General features: G+C 63.5%; 15 protein-coding genes. 12 read left to right on the plus strand and 3 right to left on the minus strand.

The genetic code is table 11. The features are described 5' to 3' along the window. Positions 1 to 30 precede the first annotated feature (30 nt). A complete protein-coding gene (locus BW992_RS21315; RefSeq protein WP_072458806.1) occupies positions 31 to 927 on the plus strand; it encodes a LysR substrate-binding domain-containing protein in 897 nt (298 codons plus the stop codon). A gap of 199 nt (positions 928 to 1126) precedes the next feature. Further along, positions 1127 to 1561 (plus strand): nuclear transport factor 2 family protein, encoded by a 435-nt coding sequence (locus BW992_RS21320; RefSeq protein ID WP_072391413.1) that lies wholly within the window; start codon positions 1127 to 1129, stop codon positions 1559 to 1561. Positions 1562 to 1633: 72 nt separating this feature from the next. Here BW992_RS21320 and BW992_RS21325 read toward each other — a convergent pair whose 3' ends face one another. Then, a complete protein-coding gene (locus tag BW992_RS21325) occupies positions 1634 to 2557 on the minus strand; it encodes a LysR family transcriptional regulator (protein WP_076407060.1) in 924 nt (307 codons plus the stop codon). Positions 2558 to 2683: 126 nt separating this feature from the next. On the opposite strand from BW992_RS21325, the gene BW992_RS21330 reads away from it, so the two are divergent. Together BW992_RS21330 and BW992_RS21335 are read left to right on the plus strand one after the other, a co-directional pair. Continuing rightward, positions 2684 to 2890 carry a tautomerase family protein gene (locus BW992_RS21330; RefSeq protein WP_076407061.1) on the plus strand — a complete coding sequence of 69 codons (207 nt, stop codon included), beginning with the start codon at positions 2684 to 2686 and terminating at the stop codon, positions 2888 to 2890. Positions 2891 to 3110: 220 nt separating this feature from the next. After that, positions 3111 to 3845, plus strand: a complete 735-nt coding sequence (locus BW992_RS21335) for an SDR family NAD(P)-dependent oxidoreductase (RefSeq protein WP_076407062.1) — start codon at positions 3111 to 3113, stop codon at positions 3843 to 3845. 52 nt (positions 3846 to 3897) lie between these two features. On the opposite strand, the gene BW992_RS21340 is transcribed toward BW992_RS21335, so the two are convergent. Next, positions 3898 to 6027, minus strand: coding sequence for a TonB-dependent siderophore receptor (locus BW992_RS21340; protein ID WP_072431041.1), 2130 nt, complete (start codon positions 6025 to 6027; stop codon positions 3898 to 3900). A 239-nt stretch (positions 6028 to 6266) separates the two neighbouring features. Continuing rightward, a complete protein-coding gene (locus BW992_RS21345) occupies positions 6267 to 7658 on the minus strand; it encodes an aminotransferase-like domain-containing protein (protein ID WP_076407063.1) in 1392 nt (463 codons plus the stop codon). A 145-nt stretch (positions 7659 to 7803) separates the two neighbouring features. Between BW992_RS21345 and BW992_RS21350 the strand changes: the two genes are divergently transcribed. The 8 genes from BW992_RS21350 (at position 7804) to BW992_RS21385 (ending at position 15308) form a co-directional block, all read left to right on the plus strand. Then, entirely contained in the window at positions 7804 to 8970 is a 1167-nt protein-coding gene (locus BW992_RS21350) for an MFS transporter (protein WP_072458809.1), read from the plus strand. 131 nt (positions 8971 to 9101) lie between these two features. Then, the gene (locus BW992_RS21355; RefSeq protein WP_072391391.1) at positions 9102 to 9773 is read left to right on the plus strand and encodes a GntR family transcriptional regulator; all 672 of its coding nucleotides are present in this window, start codon (positions 9102 to 9104) and stop codon (positions 9771 to 9773) included. 112 nt (positions 9774 to 9885) lie between these two features. Next, a complete protein-coding gene (locus BW992_RS21360; protein WP_076407064.1) occupies positions 9886 to 10818 on the plus strand; it encodes a 4-hydroxyproline epimerase in 933 nt (310 codons plus the stop codon). Next, positions 10815 to 11930 (plus strand): NAD(P)/FAD-dependent oxidoreductase, encoded by a 1116-nt coding sequence (locus BW992_RS21365; protein ID WP_076407065.1) that lies wholly within the window; start codon positions 10815 to 10817, stop codon positions 11928 to 11930. The genes BW992_RS21360 and BW992_RS21365 overlap by 4 nt, the downstream gene beginning before the upstream one ends. Further along, positions 11923 to 12159 carry a 2Fe-2S iron-sulfur cluster-binding protein gene (locus BW992_RS21370; RefSeq protein ID WP_072391381.1) on the plus strand — a complete coding sequence of 79 codons (237 nt, stop codon included), beginning with the start codon at positions 11923 to 11925 and terminating at the stop codon, positions 12157 to 12159. Before BW992_RS21365 ends, BW992_RS21370 begins: the two co-directional genes overlap by 8 nt. After that, positions 12156 to 13412, plus strand: a complete 1257-nt coding sequence (locus tag BW992_RS21375) for an NAD(P)/FAD-dependent oxidoreductase (RefSeq protein WP_076407066.1) — start codon at positions 12156 to 12158, stop codon at positions 13410 to 13412. Before BW992_RS21370 ends, BW992_RS21375 begins: the two co-directional genes overlap by 4 nt. Before the next feature lie 95 nt (positions 13413 to 13507). Beyond that, positions 13508 to 14257 (plus strand): AraC family transcriptional regulator, encoded by a 750-nt coding sequence (locus BW992_RS21380; protein WP_076407067.1) that lies wholly within the window; start codon positions 13508 to 13510, stop codon positions 14255 to 14257. Between the two features lie 232 nt (positions 14258 to 14489). Further along, positions 14490 to 15308, plus strand: coding sequence for an ABC transporter substrate-binding protein (locus tag BW992_RS21385; protein WP_072391372.1), 819 nt, complete (start codon positions 14490 to 14492; stop codon positions 15306 to 15308).

A 15308-nucleotide genomic window follows, 5' to 3' on the forward strand; every position in this document is an offset into this window, starting at 1 on the left:
TGGCACTTGATTGATACCTGGATTGAATCAATGTTTGAACTGGCCCAACTGCGCTGCTTCACCACCGTGGCGACCGAGCTCAACTTCCGTCGCGCCGCCGAACGGCTGAACATGACCCAGCCGCCCTTGAGCCGGCAGATCCAGTTGCTGGAGCACCACCTGGGGGTCGAGCTGTTCACCCGCAGCACCCGCAGCGTCGCGCTCACGGCCGCCGGCCGGGCTTTCTTCATCGAGGCGCAGAATCTCCTGGAGCAGGCGCAACAGGCCGCCGTGGCCGCCCGGCGGTTCGCCCAGGGCGATATCGGTTCGGTGACGATCAGCTTCGTCGGCAGCGCCGTGTATGAGTTCCTGCCCAGGGTCATTGCCGAGGCACGACTGAAACAGCCTCAGGTCAAGATTGTCCTGTCGGAAATGAATACCTATCAGCAGCATGAAGCACTGCGGGCCCGGCGGATCGACCTGGGCATCGTCCGCTCCCCGCTGCTGGAGACCGGCTACGCCACCGAGTGCCTGGTACGCGAACCCTTCGTCCTGGCGGTGCCTGCCGGCCACCCGCTGGCCCGCGCCGACTCCGTGAACGTCCAGGATCTCGACGGCCAACCGTTCCTCATGTACTCCCATACCGCCTACCCGCCCTTCAACGAACTGCTTACCGGCATGCTCCGCTCGGCCCGGGTCGCGCCGCAATTCGTGCAGTGGCTGGGTTCGTCGCTGACGATCCTGGCGCTGGTCAACGCCGGCATGGGCCTGGCGCTAGTGCCGCGCTGCGCCACCAGCGTGGTGTTCAAGCATGTCGTATTCCGTGAAATCGACCTGGGTGAAGGGGTGCAGAGCGAACTGCACCTGGTGTGGAGAGAGGACAACGACAACCCGGCGTTCACCATGTTGCTGGACGGCATTCGGGGAGCGGTTCGCGAGGGGCTGTGAATGCGCCGCCAGCCCAGGAAGGCCCTCGCAGTATCGTTGTCCCTCCCCGGTGTCCTCTGACCAGACCTCGCCGATTTCACAGATGGCCCGGCTGTACGACTATTCCCGTAGCCTTCGGCAAGTTGTACGATGACCGACGAGCACAATTCAAGCAAAGTGCTCGTGCATTGCCGATACCTACAACAACAAGGAAATCTTCATGAAAAAAGCGACATTGATCGTCAGCTTCTTGTGCCTGTTCAGCGGCTACGCAGCGGCAGCCACCTCATCGGCCGAACAGGAAGTGGCCCAGGCCGTCGACCACCTGACCCAGGCCATGCTGCACAAGGACATCCCGCAACTCCAGGCCCTGGCCGCCGAGAACCTGACCTATGGGCATTCCAGCGGCAACATCCAGGACAAGAAAGCCTTCATTGCCGACATCGAAACCGGCAAGAGTGCGTTCAAGACCCTGGAAATGAAGAATCAGAAAATCATCCTGTCGGGAGACACCGCCCTGGTGCGTAACCACTTTTCGGCCCAAGCGCTCAAGGGCACCGAAGTGGTCCCAACGGAAATCGAGAACTTCCAGATCTGGCAGAAGCAGAAAGACGGCAAGTGGTTGTTGATCGGTCGTCAGGCATTCCGGTTCTGATCGCTGACCGAACGCAAACCTGATCGCTTCATTGTGGCGGGGGGATTTATCCCCTCGCCACAGGTTTTTGCTTCAGGCTTCGGCCCACTGCTGCCGGTACGTCAACAGGAAGTCCACGAAAGCACGCACCCGTTGCGGCACATACCGGCCGTGAGGATAGAGCAACGTAAACGGACGGGATCGGCCACTGTAGGGTTGTAGCACCTCCACCAGGCTCCCATCCGCCAGTTCCTTTTCGACAATGAATCGATACGTCTGAAACAACCCAGCCCCATGCCTGGCCAGGCTGACCCCACCCAGCACATCATCCGAACAGCAGTAGCCGCCCTGGCCGAACACTTCGCGCTCCCGGCCGTCGACATTGAACAACCAGGAGATGCGACGACCGCTGCTGGGCAATTCGAACTGGATGCATTCGTGAACGTCCAGGTCTTCCAGGGTCTGTGGGGTCCCGGCCCGACGCAGATAGTCCGGGGAAGCGATGACCACCAGCTTCGCGTCTTCCAGCAGGCGGGCGATCATGGAGGAGTCCGGCTGGGCCCGCACCCGGACAGCCAGGTCATACCCTTCGGCCACGAAATCGATGTTGCGGTTGCTCAAGTGGACGTCCACGCTGACTTGCGGATGCAGCGCCCGAAAGGTCGGCAATAATGGCAGGATGCGGTGGTGACCATACGTGGTGGGCAAGCTGATGCGCAGTTGCCCGGACGGTACCGACTGCGCCCCCATCATTTCCTGCTGCGCCTCCACCAGTTGCGTCAACGCCTGGCGGCATTGCTCGAAGTAGGTCCTGCCGGCTTCGGTCAGGCGGATGCTGCGGGTGGTACGCACGAAAAGCCGGGAGCCCAGGCGCTCTTCCAGGCGAAAGACCGAACGGCTCACCGCCGCGGGGGTTACCCCTGCCAGTTGCGCCGCAGCGGTGAAACTGCCCGCCTCTGCCGCCAGGCAAAACAGTTCTATGCTGCCCAACTGCAGGTCTTCGAAATGACGTTTCATGATTGATTACACCGCGTATCAACTGAATATGCCGAGGCCCTGTTTATCAGCCTGTGGCGTATAAATACAGTGAGTTCGTTGACGTGGGAATTTCTCCTGCGTCTTTTTGATCAGCAGGAGTGCGACATGCCTTTCGTCAATGTGCGAATTACCCGAGACGGCGTTACCCGCGAACAAAAAGCCCAGGTGATCGCCGAAATCACCGATACCCTTCAGCGCGTACTGGGCAAGGATCCACACCTGACCCATATCGTGATCGAGGAAGTCGATACGGATAACTGGGGGTACGCGGGAATGGCGACGACCCACTATCGAAGTCTTCCCAAGGAATGACAGATCCCTTCCGAGCCCGGTCCATTGACCGGGCTTTTTTCTGCCTGCCAGTCTGACAAATCCATGGGAACGAGCTTGCGTTGCCCTTGCCACTCATTACATGAGGTATCAACTCAAGTACCAGAACCCATATTTATCAAGCATCGATGCAGCAATACCCTGACCACAACCACCGCCCACACGGGCGCCCGGTTCCATTCAATGTGATCAGGAGTCAATCATGAGCATCAACAAAACCGTCATCGTCACCGGCGCGTCCAGCGGGATCGGCCTGGGTCTGGTCAAGGCATTCCTGGACCGGGGTTATAACGTGGTGGGTAATGCGCGCTCCGGGGCCGGCCTGGACAATGCCGCCGCCCTGCTCGGTCATCCGGCCGCCTTCATCGGCGTGGTGGGCGATATCGCCGATCCTTCGACCGCAACGGCACTGGTCGAAAGAGCCATCGAGGCGTTCGGCGCCGTCGACGGATTGGTCAACAACGCCGGCTTCTTCCTGCCCAAGCCCTTTGTCGAATACAGCCCCCAGGACCTGGACGCGTTGCTGGACACCAACCTCAAAGGGCTCGTCTTCACCAGCCAGGCCGCGGCCGCCCATATGATCAGCCGTCAGCAAGGTTTCATCATCAACATCTCGGCCGCCGTGGCCCTGCAGCCCAACATCCAGGTACCGGCGGCGTTGCCGGTGCTGATCAAGGGCGGCGTCAACCAGATGACCCGCGCCCTGGCCCTCGAGCTGTCGCCCTACAACATCAAGGTCAACGCCGTGGCCCCCGGGATCGTCGACACACCGATGCATGATCCGGCACACCGCGAGTTCCTCAACGGCCTGGCCCCGGCCGGACGCGTAGGCACCATCGAAGAGATCGCCCAAGCCGTGCTGTACCTGGCCAGCGCAGATTTCACCACCGGCGCGATACTGCCAGTGGACGGCGGCATGAGCACGGGCAAGTGGTAATAAAGAAAAACCCCGGAGGCAGGACCTCCGGGGTTTTCATGACGCACTGGATTCAGAGCGTGTAGGAGATGCCGGCCTGCACGGTCCGCGGAGCGCCCGGGTAGGCGTAGACGCCACCGAATGCTCCCTCTTCGTAGTCGGCATCAAACAGGTTCTTCAGATCCAGGTTGAGGCGGATCCGCTCGTTGACCTTGTAGAAACCGAGTAGGTCCACGACGCTGTAGCTGTCCATGCTAAAGGTGCTGGCCGCGGTATTGCCGGCCCGCTCGTCGACGTACCGGGCACCGACACCAAGGCCTAGGCCCTTGAGGCCACCGTCCTGGAACTCGTAGACGTTCAACAGGCTGAAGGAGTTCCTGGGCACGTTGAGCAAGCGGGTGCCGGACGGGATGCTGGTGTCCTTGGTCACTTCGGCATCCACATAGGCGTAGCCACCGATCATTCGCCATTGTGGTGTCAGGTTGCCCGCCACATTCAAGTCGAAACCGCGGCTGCGCACTTCGCCGGCCGCCACTTTGAAGTCCTGGTCCAAGGGATCGGGGGTCAGTACGTTACGCTTTTCGATCTGGTACACCGCCGCATCGACACTCAACTGGCGGTCCAGCGCTTCCCACTTGACGCCCATTTCGTAGGACTTGCCCTCCTCCGGCTTGAACCCACCGCCTGCACGGCTACGGCCAGTGTTAGGTTTGAACGAACGGGCGGTATTGGCATACACCGCCACGGTGTCGGTCAGGTCGTAGATCACGCCCAGTCGTGGAGTGGTCGCGTTATGGCTGGCATCCCAATCCCCATTGCGGGTGGTGAAATTCTCGTACCGATGCTCGAACCGCTCGATGCGCGCGCCGGCCAACACCTTCAAGCGCTCGGTCAGCGCCACCTGGTCCTGGATGAATACGCCCAGGGTCTTGAGGTTTTCCTGGTCATTGGTCGGCGTGCGTGTCAACGCCGGACGTGGCTGGCCGTACACCGGATCGAAGATGTCGATCGGGTAGGCACCGGCGGCGCCGGAGGAACGCTGGATGATGGACTGATAGTCGTAGTCTTCGTACTCGATACCGGTCAACAGTGTGTGTTCGAACCCTGCGGTGGAGAAATGCCCGGTGAGGTTGAGCTGGGTGTCACGATCGGTCCACTCCAGCTTGCGGTAGTTGAAGTTGCGGCCCAGGGTGCGCCCGTCGGCAGCGATCCCGTTGCCCTCCACCGCGTTGCCCTGCAAGGTGCCGTCGAGCCACTGGGTTCCGCCAGCGAGGGTCCAGTCGTCGTTGAGCATGTGCTCGAAGCGTACCTGCAGCATGTTGTTGTCGTTGTGCAGCTTGCCGGCGTCCTTTTCGCCGAAAAACGTATCCCGCGACGCAGTGCCGCGCTGGCCGGCGTAATGGGTCAGGCCACGGTCCAGCGGCGCATTGTTGCGCATGAAATCGCCTTCGAAGGTCAGGCGCGTGGTGTCGTTGACCTGCCAGGTGACCACGGGCGCAATGCCATAGCGCTCGGTCTCGACGTGATCGCGGAAGGTATCGCCGCCCTCGCCGATCACGTTCAACCGGTAAGCCAGGCGGCCCTCTTCGTCCAGCGGTCCGGAGGCATCCAGGGTGCCACGACGCATGCCCTGGTCATTGACCTGGCTGCCCAGGGTCACCGTGCGCTCGGCCAACGGCTGCTTGGACACCACGTTGAAGGTACCGCCCGGATCGCCACGACCGTAAAGCATGGTGGCCGGGCCACGCAGGACCTCCAGCCGCTCGATGGTGTTGGCGTCGGGCATGTTCGGGTAGCCACGGTTGATGGGGAAACCGTTGCGGTAGAACTCCCCCGTGGTAAAGCCGCGCACGGTAAACGTGGTCAGGCCCTGGCCACCGAAGTTGTTGGCCCGGCCTACGCCGCCGGCGTAATCGAGGGCATCCTGCAGGCGCGTGGCACTGAGGTCTTGGACCACGTCGCGGGATACCACGGAAATGGACTGTGGCGTTTCATGAATCGCGGTGTCGGTACGGGTGGCACTGGCCGAACGGGTGGCATGATAGCCCTTTACCGGTCCCTGTGCCGATTCATAGTCGGCGCTACCGACGATATCCGTGGCTTGCAACTCAAGGGAAGCCGGCTTGGCAGGGACTGGCTGTTCAGCCCAGGTGGAAACGGAATAAGCCTGGAGCACACACAGTGAAACGAGAATCCGACGCATCGATGCACAATCCTAATGGAAAAAAGCCTCCGCATCGGGAGGCTGACAAGAATGTGTCGCGAAAGATACAGCAACTCATTCCTGTTCGATATCTATTCCCATTAACGAAAATATTTTTTGTGACCGGTCAGTCCGCCATCGCGAGCAAGCTCGCTCCCACAGGGATCTTCGGTGCCCCCCGGCTCTGCTCCGTGGGAGCGAGCTTGCTCGCGATGGCGCCAGAACAGTCTCCCCATGCTCTACTGGCCCGCCACAATCGATTCCTGCTCCACCCTCTGGAAGAACACCTGCGCACGATGATCCTGGGTATGGGCCACATTCAACCGCAACCAGTCGCACGCCTCCCCTTGGGGCAGGAACGTCGAACCCTGGGACAACTGGATCTGCAATTGCCGGGCGATCTGCTGCACCCGTTGTGCCGTCAGGTACCGAGGCCTGGCCCAGACGAACATCCCCCCCATCGGCTCGGCAAACACTTCCCAGTGGGCCGGGTCCAGGTGGCGCAGCGTACTTGCCATCTGCTTGTTCAGTCGCTGGCGCAAGCGCTGGATCAGCTTGCGATAGGCACCGTTGGCCAGCAATGTCGCTACCACGTTTTCCGCCAGCAGTGAGCAACCGATGCCGGTAATCATCTTGACTTCGGCCAGGCGCCGGATGATGTCGGGCTGGGCGACCACATAACCGATGCGCAGCGAACTGGACAAGGTCTTGGAAAAACTCGCCAGGTAAATCACCCGGTCCAGTGCATCCAGGGAGGCCAGGCGGGACGTCGGGCCATTCTGGAAATCGGCGTAGATGTCGTCTTCGATGAGGCGAAAGTCATGGGCCGTCGCCAGTTGCAACAGACGATAGGCCACGCTCGGCGCCAGGCTGGTGCCGGTGGGGTTCTGGTACATGCTGTTGATGAAGAAATATGAGGGTTTGTGATCGCCGAGAAGCTGTTCCAGGCGGGCGATGTCCGGGCCTTGGGCGGTTCTCGGCACCGCCACGGTCCTGACCCCCTGCAACTTCAGCAGATTGAACAGGTTGTAGTAGCCGGGACTTTCCACCAGTACCAGGTCGCCGGGCTTGAGCAGGGTTCGCACCAACAGGTCGAGGCCCTGGCTGGCGCCTTGGGTGGTGATGATCTGTGCCGGGTCGACGTGAATGTCGATCAGGCCCAGGCGTTTTTGCAGTTGCAGGCGCAGATGAGGCGAGCCCAACGGGCTGCTGTAGTTGAACAATGCGTGGTTGTCGCTGCGCACCACCTGGCGGATCGCCTGGCCCAGGTCGGTATCGTCGCGCCAGGCGTCGGGCAGCCAGCCGCAACCGAGCTTGAGCTGCGTCGACGCGTTGTCGAACAGCGACCACCGCCCATCCCCCGGATCTGTGTCCGGCTCGGCGGCGCGGGCCGCCTGTTGCGCCACGAAGAATCCCGAGCCGTGGCGGGACTCCAGCACCCCACTGGCGACCATCTGGTCGTAGGCCTTGATCACGCAAGACAGGCTCACGCCGTTTTCCCGGGCCAGGGAACGAATGGAGGGCATCCGCGCGCCAGGACGGATGTGCTGGGCGTGTATCCACTCCCCGAGGTGTGTCACCAGTTGCCGGATCACTGGGGTCCCGGCGTTGCGATCGATGTTCAAGTCCATGGCGCGTGCCCTTGGCGTTCTCTTGGCTCAAGTGTTTCCATAATTCGAGGGAACAGTTAAACACAAAAGGCACCGTTGTGTTCCTTGTCCGTCTGCGGCCCGGACTTGATAGTCCCTCACACGTGCAGACCATCAGGACATACGCTTGAACACACCGGATCGACACTCATGGGGACTGGCCTTCGGCCTTTGCCTGATCACCCTGGCGGTCAACCTCCAGGCGCCGCTGTACACCACCTATGCGCAAGCCTCCGGCCACGGTGCCGGGGCCACGGCGGTGGCATTCTCCTGTTATGTGCTGGGGGTGCTGCCGGTCCTGCTCGCCCTTGGCGGCTTGCCCGACCGGGTCGGGCGCAAGCCGCTGATCCTGGTCGCCCTGGGCCTGTCGATGGTGGCCACCGTGATGACCTCGCTCTGGCCGAACCTGATCGCCCTGGGACTGGCGCGCCTGATGATGGGACTGGGTACCGGATTGGCCTCGGCGACTTCCACCGCCTATATGAGCGAACTGCTGGCGAACGGCGACCCGCGCGCCTGCGCCAATCGGGTCACGGCCAGTACGTCCCTTGGGTTCGGCCTGGGTGCCGCCCTGACCAGCCTGTTCCTGTTGGTATATCCCAGCGTGGTCCCCGGCAGTTTCTGGTTGCAGCTGGCCATGGCCACCGTGGCGATCGTGGTGGTATGGCGACTGCCGGACCCTGCCGCAAGGAACCGCCATGCGCCAATGCTACGCCTGCCCCTGTTCCCGGCCGGCAGCCTGCCCTACAGCTTCTCCATGCTGCTGGCCTGGGCCACCTCGGGCCTGGTCATCGCCATCCTGCCGTCGGTGCTGGCAACCCATGATCTGCAGCGCTGGTCGGGCCTGTCGACATTCACCGTGATCAGTTGCGGCCTGCTTTTCCAGCCCTGGGTACGCCGCCTGCAACCGGCCAGGGCCACGAGCCTGGGCCTGTTGATCCTGCCTGGGAGCTACGCGTTGCTGGCCTGGGGCGCGAGCGTCGGCTCCCTGCTCGCCGTGTTGGTGGGAGCATTGGGTGCCAGCAGTGCTTGTTACGGTTTCCTGTACCTGGGCGGGTTATCAGCCGTCACCGCCATGGCCGGCATGGAAAAGGCGCGTGTCAGCGCGGGGTTCTTCCTGTTCGCCTATGTTGGCTTCAGCATCCCGGTCGTGGTGACCGGGCTGTTGGCGGATGGCTTCGGCGCCAATGTGGCGTTGATACTGTTTGGCATAGCGTTGAGCGTCGGAGCGTGCGTCACCGGGCTGGTCGTCGTTCGGACGCAGGCCAGCGTGGCCAGTTTCTCCCATGGATAACGCAGAAACCCTGTGTCCAGGGGATTGATCCCCGCGCCACACAGTGGGGTCGGCTTGACGGCTGATAGTCCCAACGACCGTCTCGGTAAAGTCGTATACCATATCCCCATCTCAGCCATCCGACCGCCGCCGTGACTTTATCCAAGTTCAACCTGCCCGACCTGGGCAATACCCCCTCCACTTCGGAAATCATCACCCGCCACCTGCGCGACGCCATCGTGGCCGGGCATTTCGCCGAGGACGAACCGATCCGCCAGGACGACATCGCCCGGCAGTTCAACGTCAGCAAGATTCCCGTGCGCGAAGCCCTCAAGCGACTGGAGGCCGAAGGGCTGGTGATGTTCCAGCGTAATCGCGGGGCAATGGTGACGCGCATTTCCGAGGCAGAACTGGCACAGATGTTCGAGGTGCGGATGCTGCTCGAAGACAAGGTGCTGCGCCTGGCGATTCCCAACATGACCGAAGAGACCTTCGCTCGGGCCGAGGGCATCTGTCGCGAATTCATCGGCGAAGACGACGTGGGGCGTTGGGCCGAACTCAACTGGCAATTGCATGCCTGCCTGTACGAGCCGGCGCAGCGGCCGTTCATGGTCAGCCTGATCCGCTCGGTGCACGACAAGCTGGAGCGCTACCTGCGCATGCAGATGAGCCTGTCGGCCGGCAAGGAACGCGCCGACCACGAACACCGGGAGATCGTCGACGCCTGCCGGGCCGGGGATGTAGAGCGGGCCGTGAAACTGCTGGACGAACACATCGCCGGTGTCTGCAAGACCCTTTTCGAGTTCCTGCCGTCCAGTCATTGAGGGACCGGCGCTGTGCCAATTTCGTCATCGGCGGCGGATAAAAGCATCAAGCCGCCGGCCCCCGGCACGGGCGACGCTTGCGTTCACTCATCTGAATGGACGTGGCCCACCCATGAAGCGCATCACCGTGATCGACTCCCATACCGGCGGCGAACCGACCCGACTGGTCATCGACGGGTTTCCCGACCTGGGCCAGGGCAGCATGGCCGAACGCAAGCAGCGCCTGGCGAGCCTGCACGACGCCTGGCGCACGGCCTGCGTGCTGGAGCCGCGCGGCAGCGACGTGCTGGTGGGCGCGCTGCTCTGTGAGCCGCAGGACCCCAGCGCCTGTGCCGGAGTGATCTTCTTCAACAACAGCGGCTACCTGGGCATGTGCGGCCACGGCACCATCGGCCTGGTGGCGTCGCTGGCCCACCTGGGACGGATCAGGCCCGGCGTGCACGCCATCGAAACCCCGGTGGGCACCGTGCAGGCGACCTTGCACGAGGACCGCTCGGTCAGCGTGCGCAACGTGCCCGCCTATCGCTACCGCAAGGCGCTGACCCTGGAGGTTCCCGGAATCGGCCCGGTGACGGGTGACGTGGCCTGGGGGGGCAACTGGTTTTTCCTGATCGCCGACCACGGCCAACAGGTGGCGGGCGATAACCTCGACGGGCTGACCGCCTACACCTATGCCGTGCAGCAAGCCTTGGAACAGCAAGGCTTTCGTGGCGAAGACGGCGGCCTGATCGATCATGTCGAGCTGTTTGCCGATGACCCTGACGCTGACAGCCGCAACTTCGTGCTCTGCCCCGGCAAGGCCTATGACCGCTCCCCTTGCGGCACCGGTACCAGCGCCAAGCTGGCGTGCCTGGCCGCGGACGGAAAGCTGCAAGCGGGCCAGACCTGGCGCCAGGCGAGCGTCATCGGCAGCCAGTTCGAAGGTTGCTACGAAACGGCGGGCGAACGCATCGTACCGACCATTCGCGGCCGGGCATTCATCAGCGCCGAAGCCTCGCTGATCATCGAGCCGGACGACCCGTTCGCCTGGGGCATCCGTCCGTGAGCGAGGGCGCCGTTGCCGACGTGATTGTCATCGGTGCCGGCATCATCGGCGCCGCCTGTGCCCGGGCGCTGGCCCAACGAGGCGTGCGGGCCCTGGTGCTGGACGCCGGTTGGCACGGCGCCACTGCCGCCGGCATGGGCCATTTGCTGGTGCTGGACGACAACCCGGCGGAACTGGCCCTGAGCCAATATTCGCTCGGCCGCTGGCGCGAGCTGGCCGATGCCCTGCCCCCAGGCTGCGCCTGGCGCAACAACGGCACCCTGTGGCTGGCGGCCAATCCCGAGGAAATGGCGGTGGCCCACAGCAAATACCTGAACCTGCTGGCCCATGGCGAAGCCTGCGAGTTGATCGGCCAGGCCAGCCTGCAGCAGCGCGAACCTGGGCTGCGCAAAGGCCTCGAGGGTGGCTTGCTGATCAACGGCGACGCCATCCTCTACGCTCCGGCGGCCGCCCGCTGGATGCTGGACAATCCGCTCATCGATCAGCAGCGCGCTCAGGTCGTCGAAGTGGATGGCCAGCGGGTACGCCTGGACGACGGTCGCTGGCTGCGCGCCGACGCGGTGATTCTCGCCAACGGCATCCAGGCCACCGACCTCTGCCCGGAACTGCCGATCGAGCCGAAGAAAGGTCACCTGCTGATCACCGATCGTTACCCCGCCACCGTTACCCACACCTTGGTTGAACTGGGTTACGTCACCAGCGCCCACAACGCCAGCGGCCCTTCCGTGGCGTGCAATATCCAGCCCCGACCGACCGGCCAGTTGTTCATCGGTGCGTCGCGGCAGTTCGGTACCGTCGACCCGCAGGTAGAAGGCTGGATGCTGGCCAGGATGCTCAAGCGCGCCGTCGACTACCTGCCGGGGCTGGCGCAACTCAACGGCATCCGCGCCTGGACCGGTTTTCGCGCCGCCAGCCCGGACGGCCTGCCACTGGTGGGGCAACACCCACAGCGCAAGGGCTTGTGGCTGGCGGTGGGCCATGAAGGGCTGGGGGTCACCACCGCACCGGCCACGGCCGACCTGCTGGTGGCTCAACTGTTCAACGAAACGTCACCGCTGGCGGCACGCCCCTACCTGCCGCAGCGTTTCCTGGGAGAACCGGCCCATGCCTGAATTATTCCTCGATGACCGGCCGCTGTCGGTCGCCACTGGGACCAGCGTCGCGGCCGCCCTCGCCCTGGGCGCGGACGGCTGCAGCCGGACCTCGGTCAGCGGACAACGCCGCGCGCCGTTGTGCGGCATGGGCATCTGCCAGGAATGCCGGGTGCTGATCGACGGCCAGCGGCGCCTGGCCTGCCAGACGCTGTGCCGCGATGGCATGCAGGTGCGAACCCGACCATGAACCAAACCACCGACCTGCTGATCATCGGCGCCGGCCCCGCCGGCATGGCCGCAGCCCTGGCCGCCGCCGGCAGCGGCGCACGGATCGTGCTGCTGGACGACAACCCGTCACCGGGCGGACAGATCTGGCGCGACGGGCCCCAGGCCAACCTGCCGCCCGCGGCGCGACGCCTGCGCGCCCGACTGCAGGCCTGCGCCAACGTGCACTGCCATGCCGGCACCCGGGTGATCGCGGAGGTTGGCGACAAGACCTTGCTGCTTGAAGATGCCGAACGTGGCTGGCAGATCACCTATGAGCGCCTGGTCCTCTGCACCGGTGCACGCGAACTGCTGCTGCCCTTCCCCGGCTGGACGCTGCCCGGGGTGACCGGTGCCGGCGGCTTGCAGGCATTGATCAAGGCTGGCTTGCCGGTACGCGGCGAACGGCTGGTGATCGCCGGCAGCGGGCCGCTGCTGCTGGCCAGCGCCGCCACAGCCAGGCACCAGGGCGCGCAGCTCGTACGGATTGCCGAGCAAGCCAAGCGCAGCGCCGTGGCCGGTTTTGCCGCACGACTGCCGCGCTGGCCGGGCAAGTGCCTGCAAGCTGTCGCTCTGTTCGATCGGCACTACCGCACCGACAGCCATGTGCTGCAAGCCTATGGTCATGATCGGCTCGAAGGCGTGCGTCTGCTGCAACAGGGCAAGACGACAGAGCTGGCCTGTGATCGCCTGGCCTGTGGTTTCGGACTCATCCCCAACACCCAGCTCGGCCAGGCCCTGGGCTGCGAGCTGGCTGGCAATGCCCTCGCGGTGGACGCCTGGCAAGCCACCAGCCGCCCCGAACACTACGCCGCCGGCGAATGCACCGGTTTCGGCGGCAGCGAGCTGGCGCTTGTGGAAGGCAGCATCGCCGGGCATGCGGCGGTGGGCGATACCGCCTCGGCCCAGGCGCTGTGGACCCGTCGCCGCTACTGGCAAGGTTTTGCCACGACCCTGAACAAGGCGTTCGCCCTGGATGACAGGCTCAAGTCATTGGCCCAAGCAGACACCCTGGTCTGCCGCTGCGAGGATGTGCCCTTTGGCGAGCTGACGGGCCATCGGAACTGGCGCGAGGCGAAACTCGCCAGTCGCTGCGGGATGGGCGCCTGCCAGGGCCAGGTCTGCGGTGCCGCCCTGGAACACCTGCTTGGCTGGACCCCGCCGGTGCCGCGTCCGCCTTTCAGCCCGGCGCGAATCGAAACACTGCTGGACCTGGGGGCCTCTGCAAGCGACTGAGCCTGCCTGCGATTGCGGCGTGACAGCCACCCGATTTTCGAACGACACTGCGCTATCGCGAGCACCCTCGCGCCCACTCCAAGACGATGCCGGCCATGTACCCCTCGTTCACTTCTTTCCCGCCCTGCGACCTGGACACCCTGCTGCACAGCCTGCAACCCATCGCACCGTTGCTCGATACCCTTTCGGACGTGGTGTTCTTCATCAAGGACAGGCAGGCACGTTATGCCTTCGTCAACCAGACCCTGGCCAGACGCTGCGGCTTCAAGCACAGCGGCGATCTGCTGGGGCTCACCGCCGAACAAGTCTTCCCCGAACGATTCGGGCCGCTGTACACCGAACAGGATCGGCGGGTGCTGGCAAGCGGCCGAGAGCTGGCGGACCAACTCGAACTCCACCTGTACTACGGCAACCAACCGGTATGGTGCTTGACCCACAAGCTTGCCCTGCGCGATGCCGATGCACGGATCGTAGGCCTGGCGGGCATTTCCCGGGACCTGCAATTGCCCCAGTCCAGCCACCCGGCGTTCCAGAAACTGGCGGCGGTGGATGCCCATATCAAGCAGCACTTCGCCCGCGCCGTCAGCCTGGCGGAACTGACCGCAATCGCCGGCTTGTCGGTGGCGCAACTGGAGCGTCACTGCAAACGCATCTTCCAGCTCACGCCCCGGCAGATGATTCACAAGGCGCGCCTGGAAGAAGCCTCGCGGCTGTTGCTGGACAAGGACCTGCCCATCACCGAAATCGCCCTGCGCTGTGGCTATACCGACCACAGCGCCTTCAGCCGTCAGTTCCGCGCCTTGACCAGCCTTTCGCCCAGCCAGTATCGGGAGAACCAGCGCTGAATTGTTCCCTCTCGGGGCACGAGCGCGCCGCGCTGCTCCTATCTGTAACACCCTGGACCAGGTTCGCCCACGGCCTTGTAGGGCGCCTGTTTGAGCGAAAGCCCTCTAGATCAACCCTCTGACGCGTCGCCAGGCGACCCAACCTGAACAGGCATGGGGATTGCTTATTTAATATCGTATACGAAATCCTCAATACGATATTTCAACGCACCCATTCGACAGCGAGGCATCTATGAAGAACCCTGCATTGGCCGTAGCGTTAAGCGTTGTACTGACCCCTCTCCTTGTTTCCCCGGCCCAGGCCGACAAGCTCGACGACATCATCGGTTCGGGCAAGCTGCGTTGCGCCGTGACCCTGGACTTCCCGCCCATGGGCTCGCGCGATGAAAGCAACAAACCGGTAGGCTTTGACGTGGACTATTGCCACGACCTGGCGAAAGTCCTGGGCGTGGAAGCCGAAGTGGTGGAGACGCCCTTTCCGGACCGCATCCCGGCGCTGATTTCCGGCCGCGCCGATGTCATCGTCGCATCCACCTCCGACACCCTTGAGCGGGCCAAGACCGTTGGCCTCACCGTGCCTTACTTCGCGTTCCAGATGGTGGTCCTGACCCGGGACAACACCGGCATCAACAGCTACGCCGACCTCAAGGGCAAGGCCCTGGGCAATACCAGCGGTACCTACGAGGCCATTGCCCTGGAAAAGGACCAGAAGAGTTGGGGCAGCGGCAGTTTCCGCGCCTACCAGTCGCAGAACGACACGCTGCTGGCCGTTGCCCAGGGGCACATCGATGCCACCGTGGTGACCAACACCGTGGCGGCCGCCACCATCAAGTCGGGTAAATACAAGAACCTGAAGATCGCTGGCGACGCACCTTATGTCATCGACTACGTCTCCCTCGGTGCCAAGCGCAACGAGTATGGCCTGATCAACTACCTCAACCTGTTCATCAACCAGCAAGTGCGCACCGGGCGGTACAAGGAGCTGTTCACCAAATGGGTCGGCACTGACATCCCGCCCACCGACCTGACCGTTCCCCAGGTCTATTACTAA

This window comes from Pseudomonas sp. 7SR1 (assembly GCF_900156465.1).
In the GTDB taxonomy this organism is placed as follows: Bacteria; Pseudomonadota; Gammaproteobacteria; order Pseudomonadales; family Pseudomonadaceae; genus Aquipseudomonas.

Coding starts and splice junctions, on each gene's coding strand:
- BW992_RS21315 (WP_072458806.1), top strand. CDS start 31: ATGTTTGAACTGGCCCAACTGCGCTGCTTCACCACCGTGGCGACCGAG.
- BW992_RS21320 (WP_072391413.1), top strand. CDS start 1,127: ATGAAAAAAGCGACATTGATCGTCAGCTTCTTGTGCCTGTTCAGCGGC.
- BW992_RS21325 (WP_076407060.1), bottom strand. CDS start 2,557: ATGAAACGTCATTTCGAAGACCTGCAGTTGGGCAGCATAGAACTGTTT.
- BW992_RS21330 (WP_076407061.1), top strand. CDS start 2,684: ATGCCTTTCGTCAATGTGCGAATTACCCGAGACGGCGTTACCCGCGAA.
- BW992_RS21335 (WP_076407062.1), top strand. CDS start 3,111: ATGAGCATCAACAAAACCGTCATCGTCACCGGCGCGTCCAGCGGGATC.
- BW992_RS21340 (WP_072431041.1), bottom strand. CDS start 6,027: ATGCGTCGGATTCTCGTTTCACTGTGTGTGCTCCAGGCTTATTCCGTT.
- BW992_RS21345 (WP_076407063.1), bottom strand. CDS start 7,658: ATGGACTTGAACATCGATCGCAACGCCGGGACCCCAGTGATCCGGCAA.
- BW992_RS21360 (WP_076407064.1), top strand. CDS start 9,886: ATGAAGCGCATCACCGTGATCGACTCCCATACCGGCGGCGAACCGACC.
- BW992_RS21370 (WP_072391381.1), top strand. CDS start 11,923: ATGCCTGAATTATTCCTCGATGACCGGCCGCTGTCGGTCGCCACTGGG.
- BW992_RS21375 (WP_076407066.1), top strand. CDS start 12,156: ATGAACCAAACCACCGACCTGCTGATCATCGGCGCCGGCCCCGCCGGC.
- BW992_RS21380 (WP_076407067.1), top strand. CDS start 13,508: ATGTACCCCTCGTTCACTTCTTTCCCGCCCTGCGACCTGGACACCCTG.
- BW992_RS21385 (WP_072391372.1), top strand. CDS start 14,490: ATGAAGAACCCTGCATTGGCCGTAGCGTTAAGCGTTGTACTGACCCCT.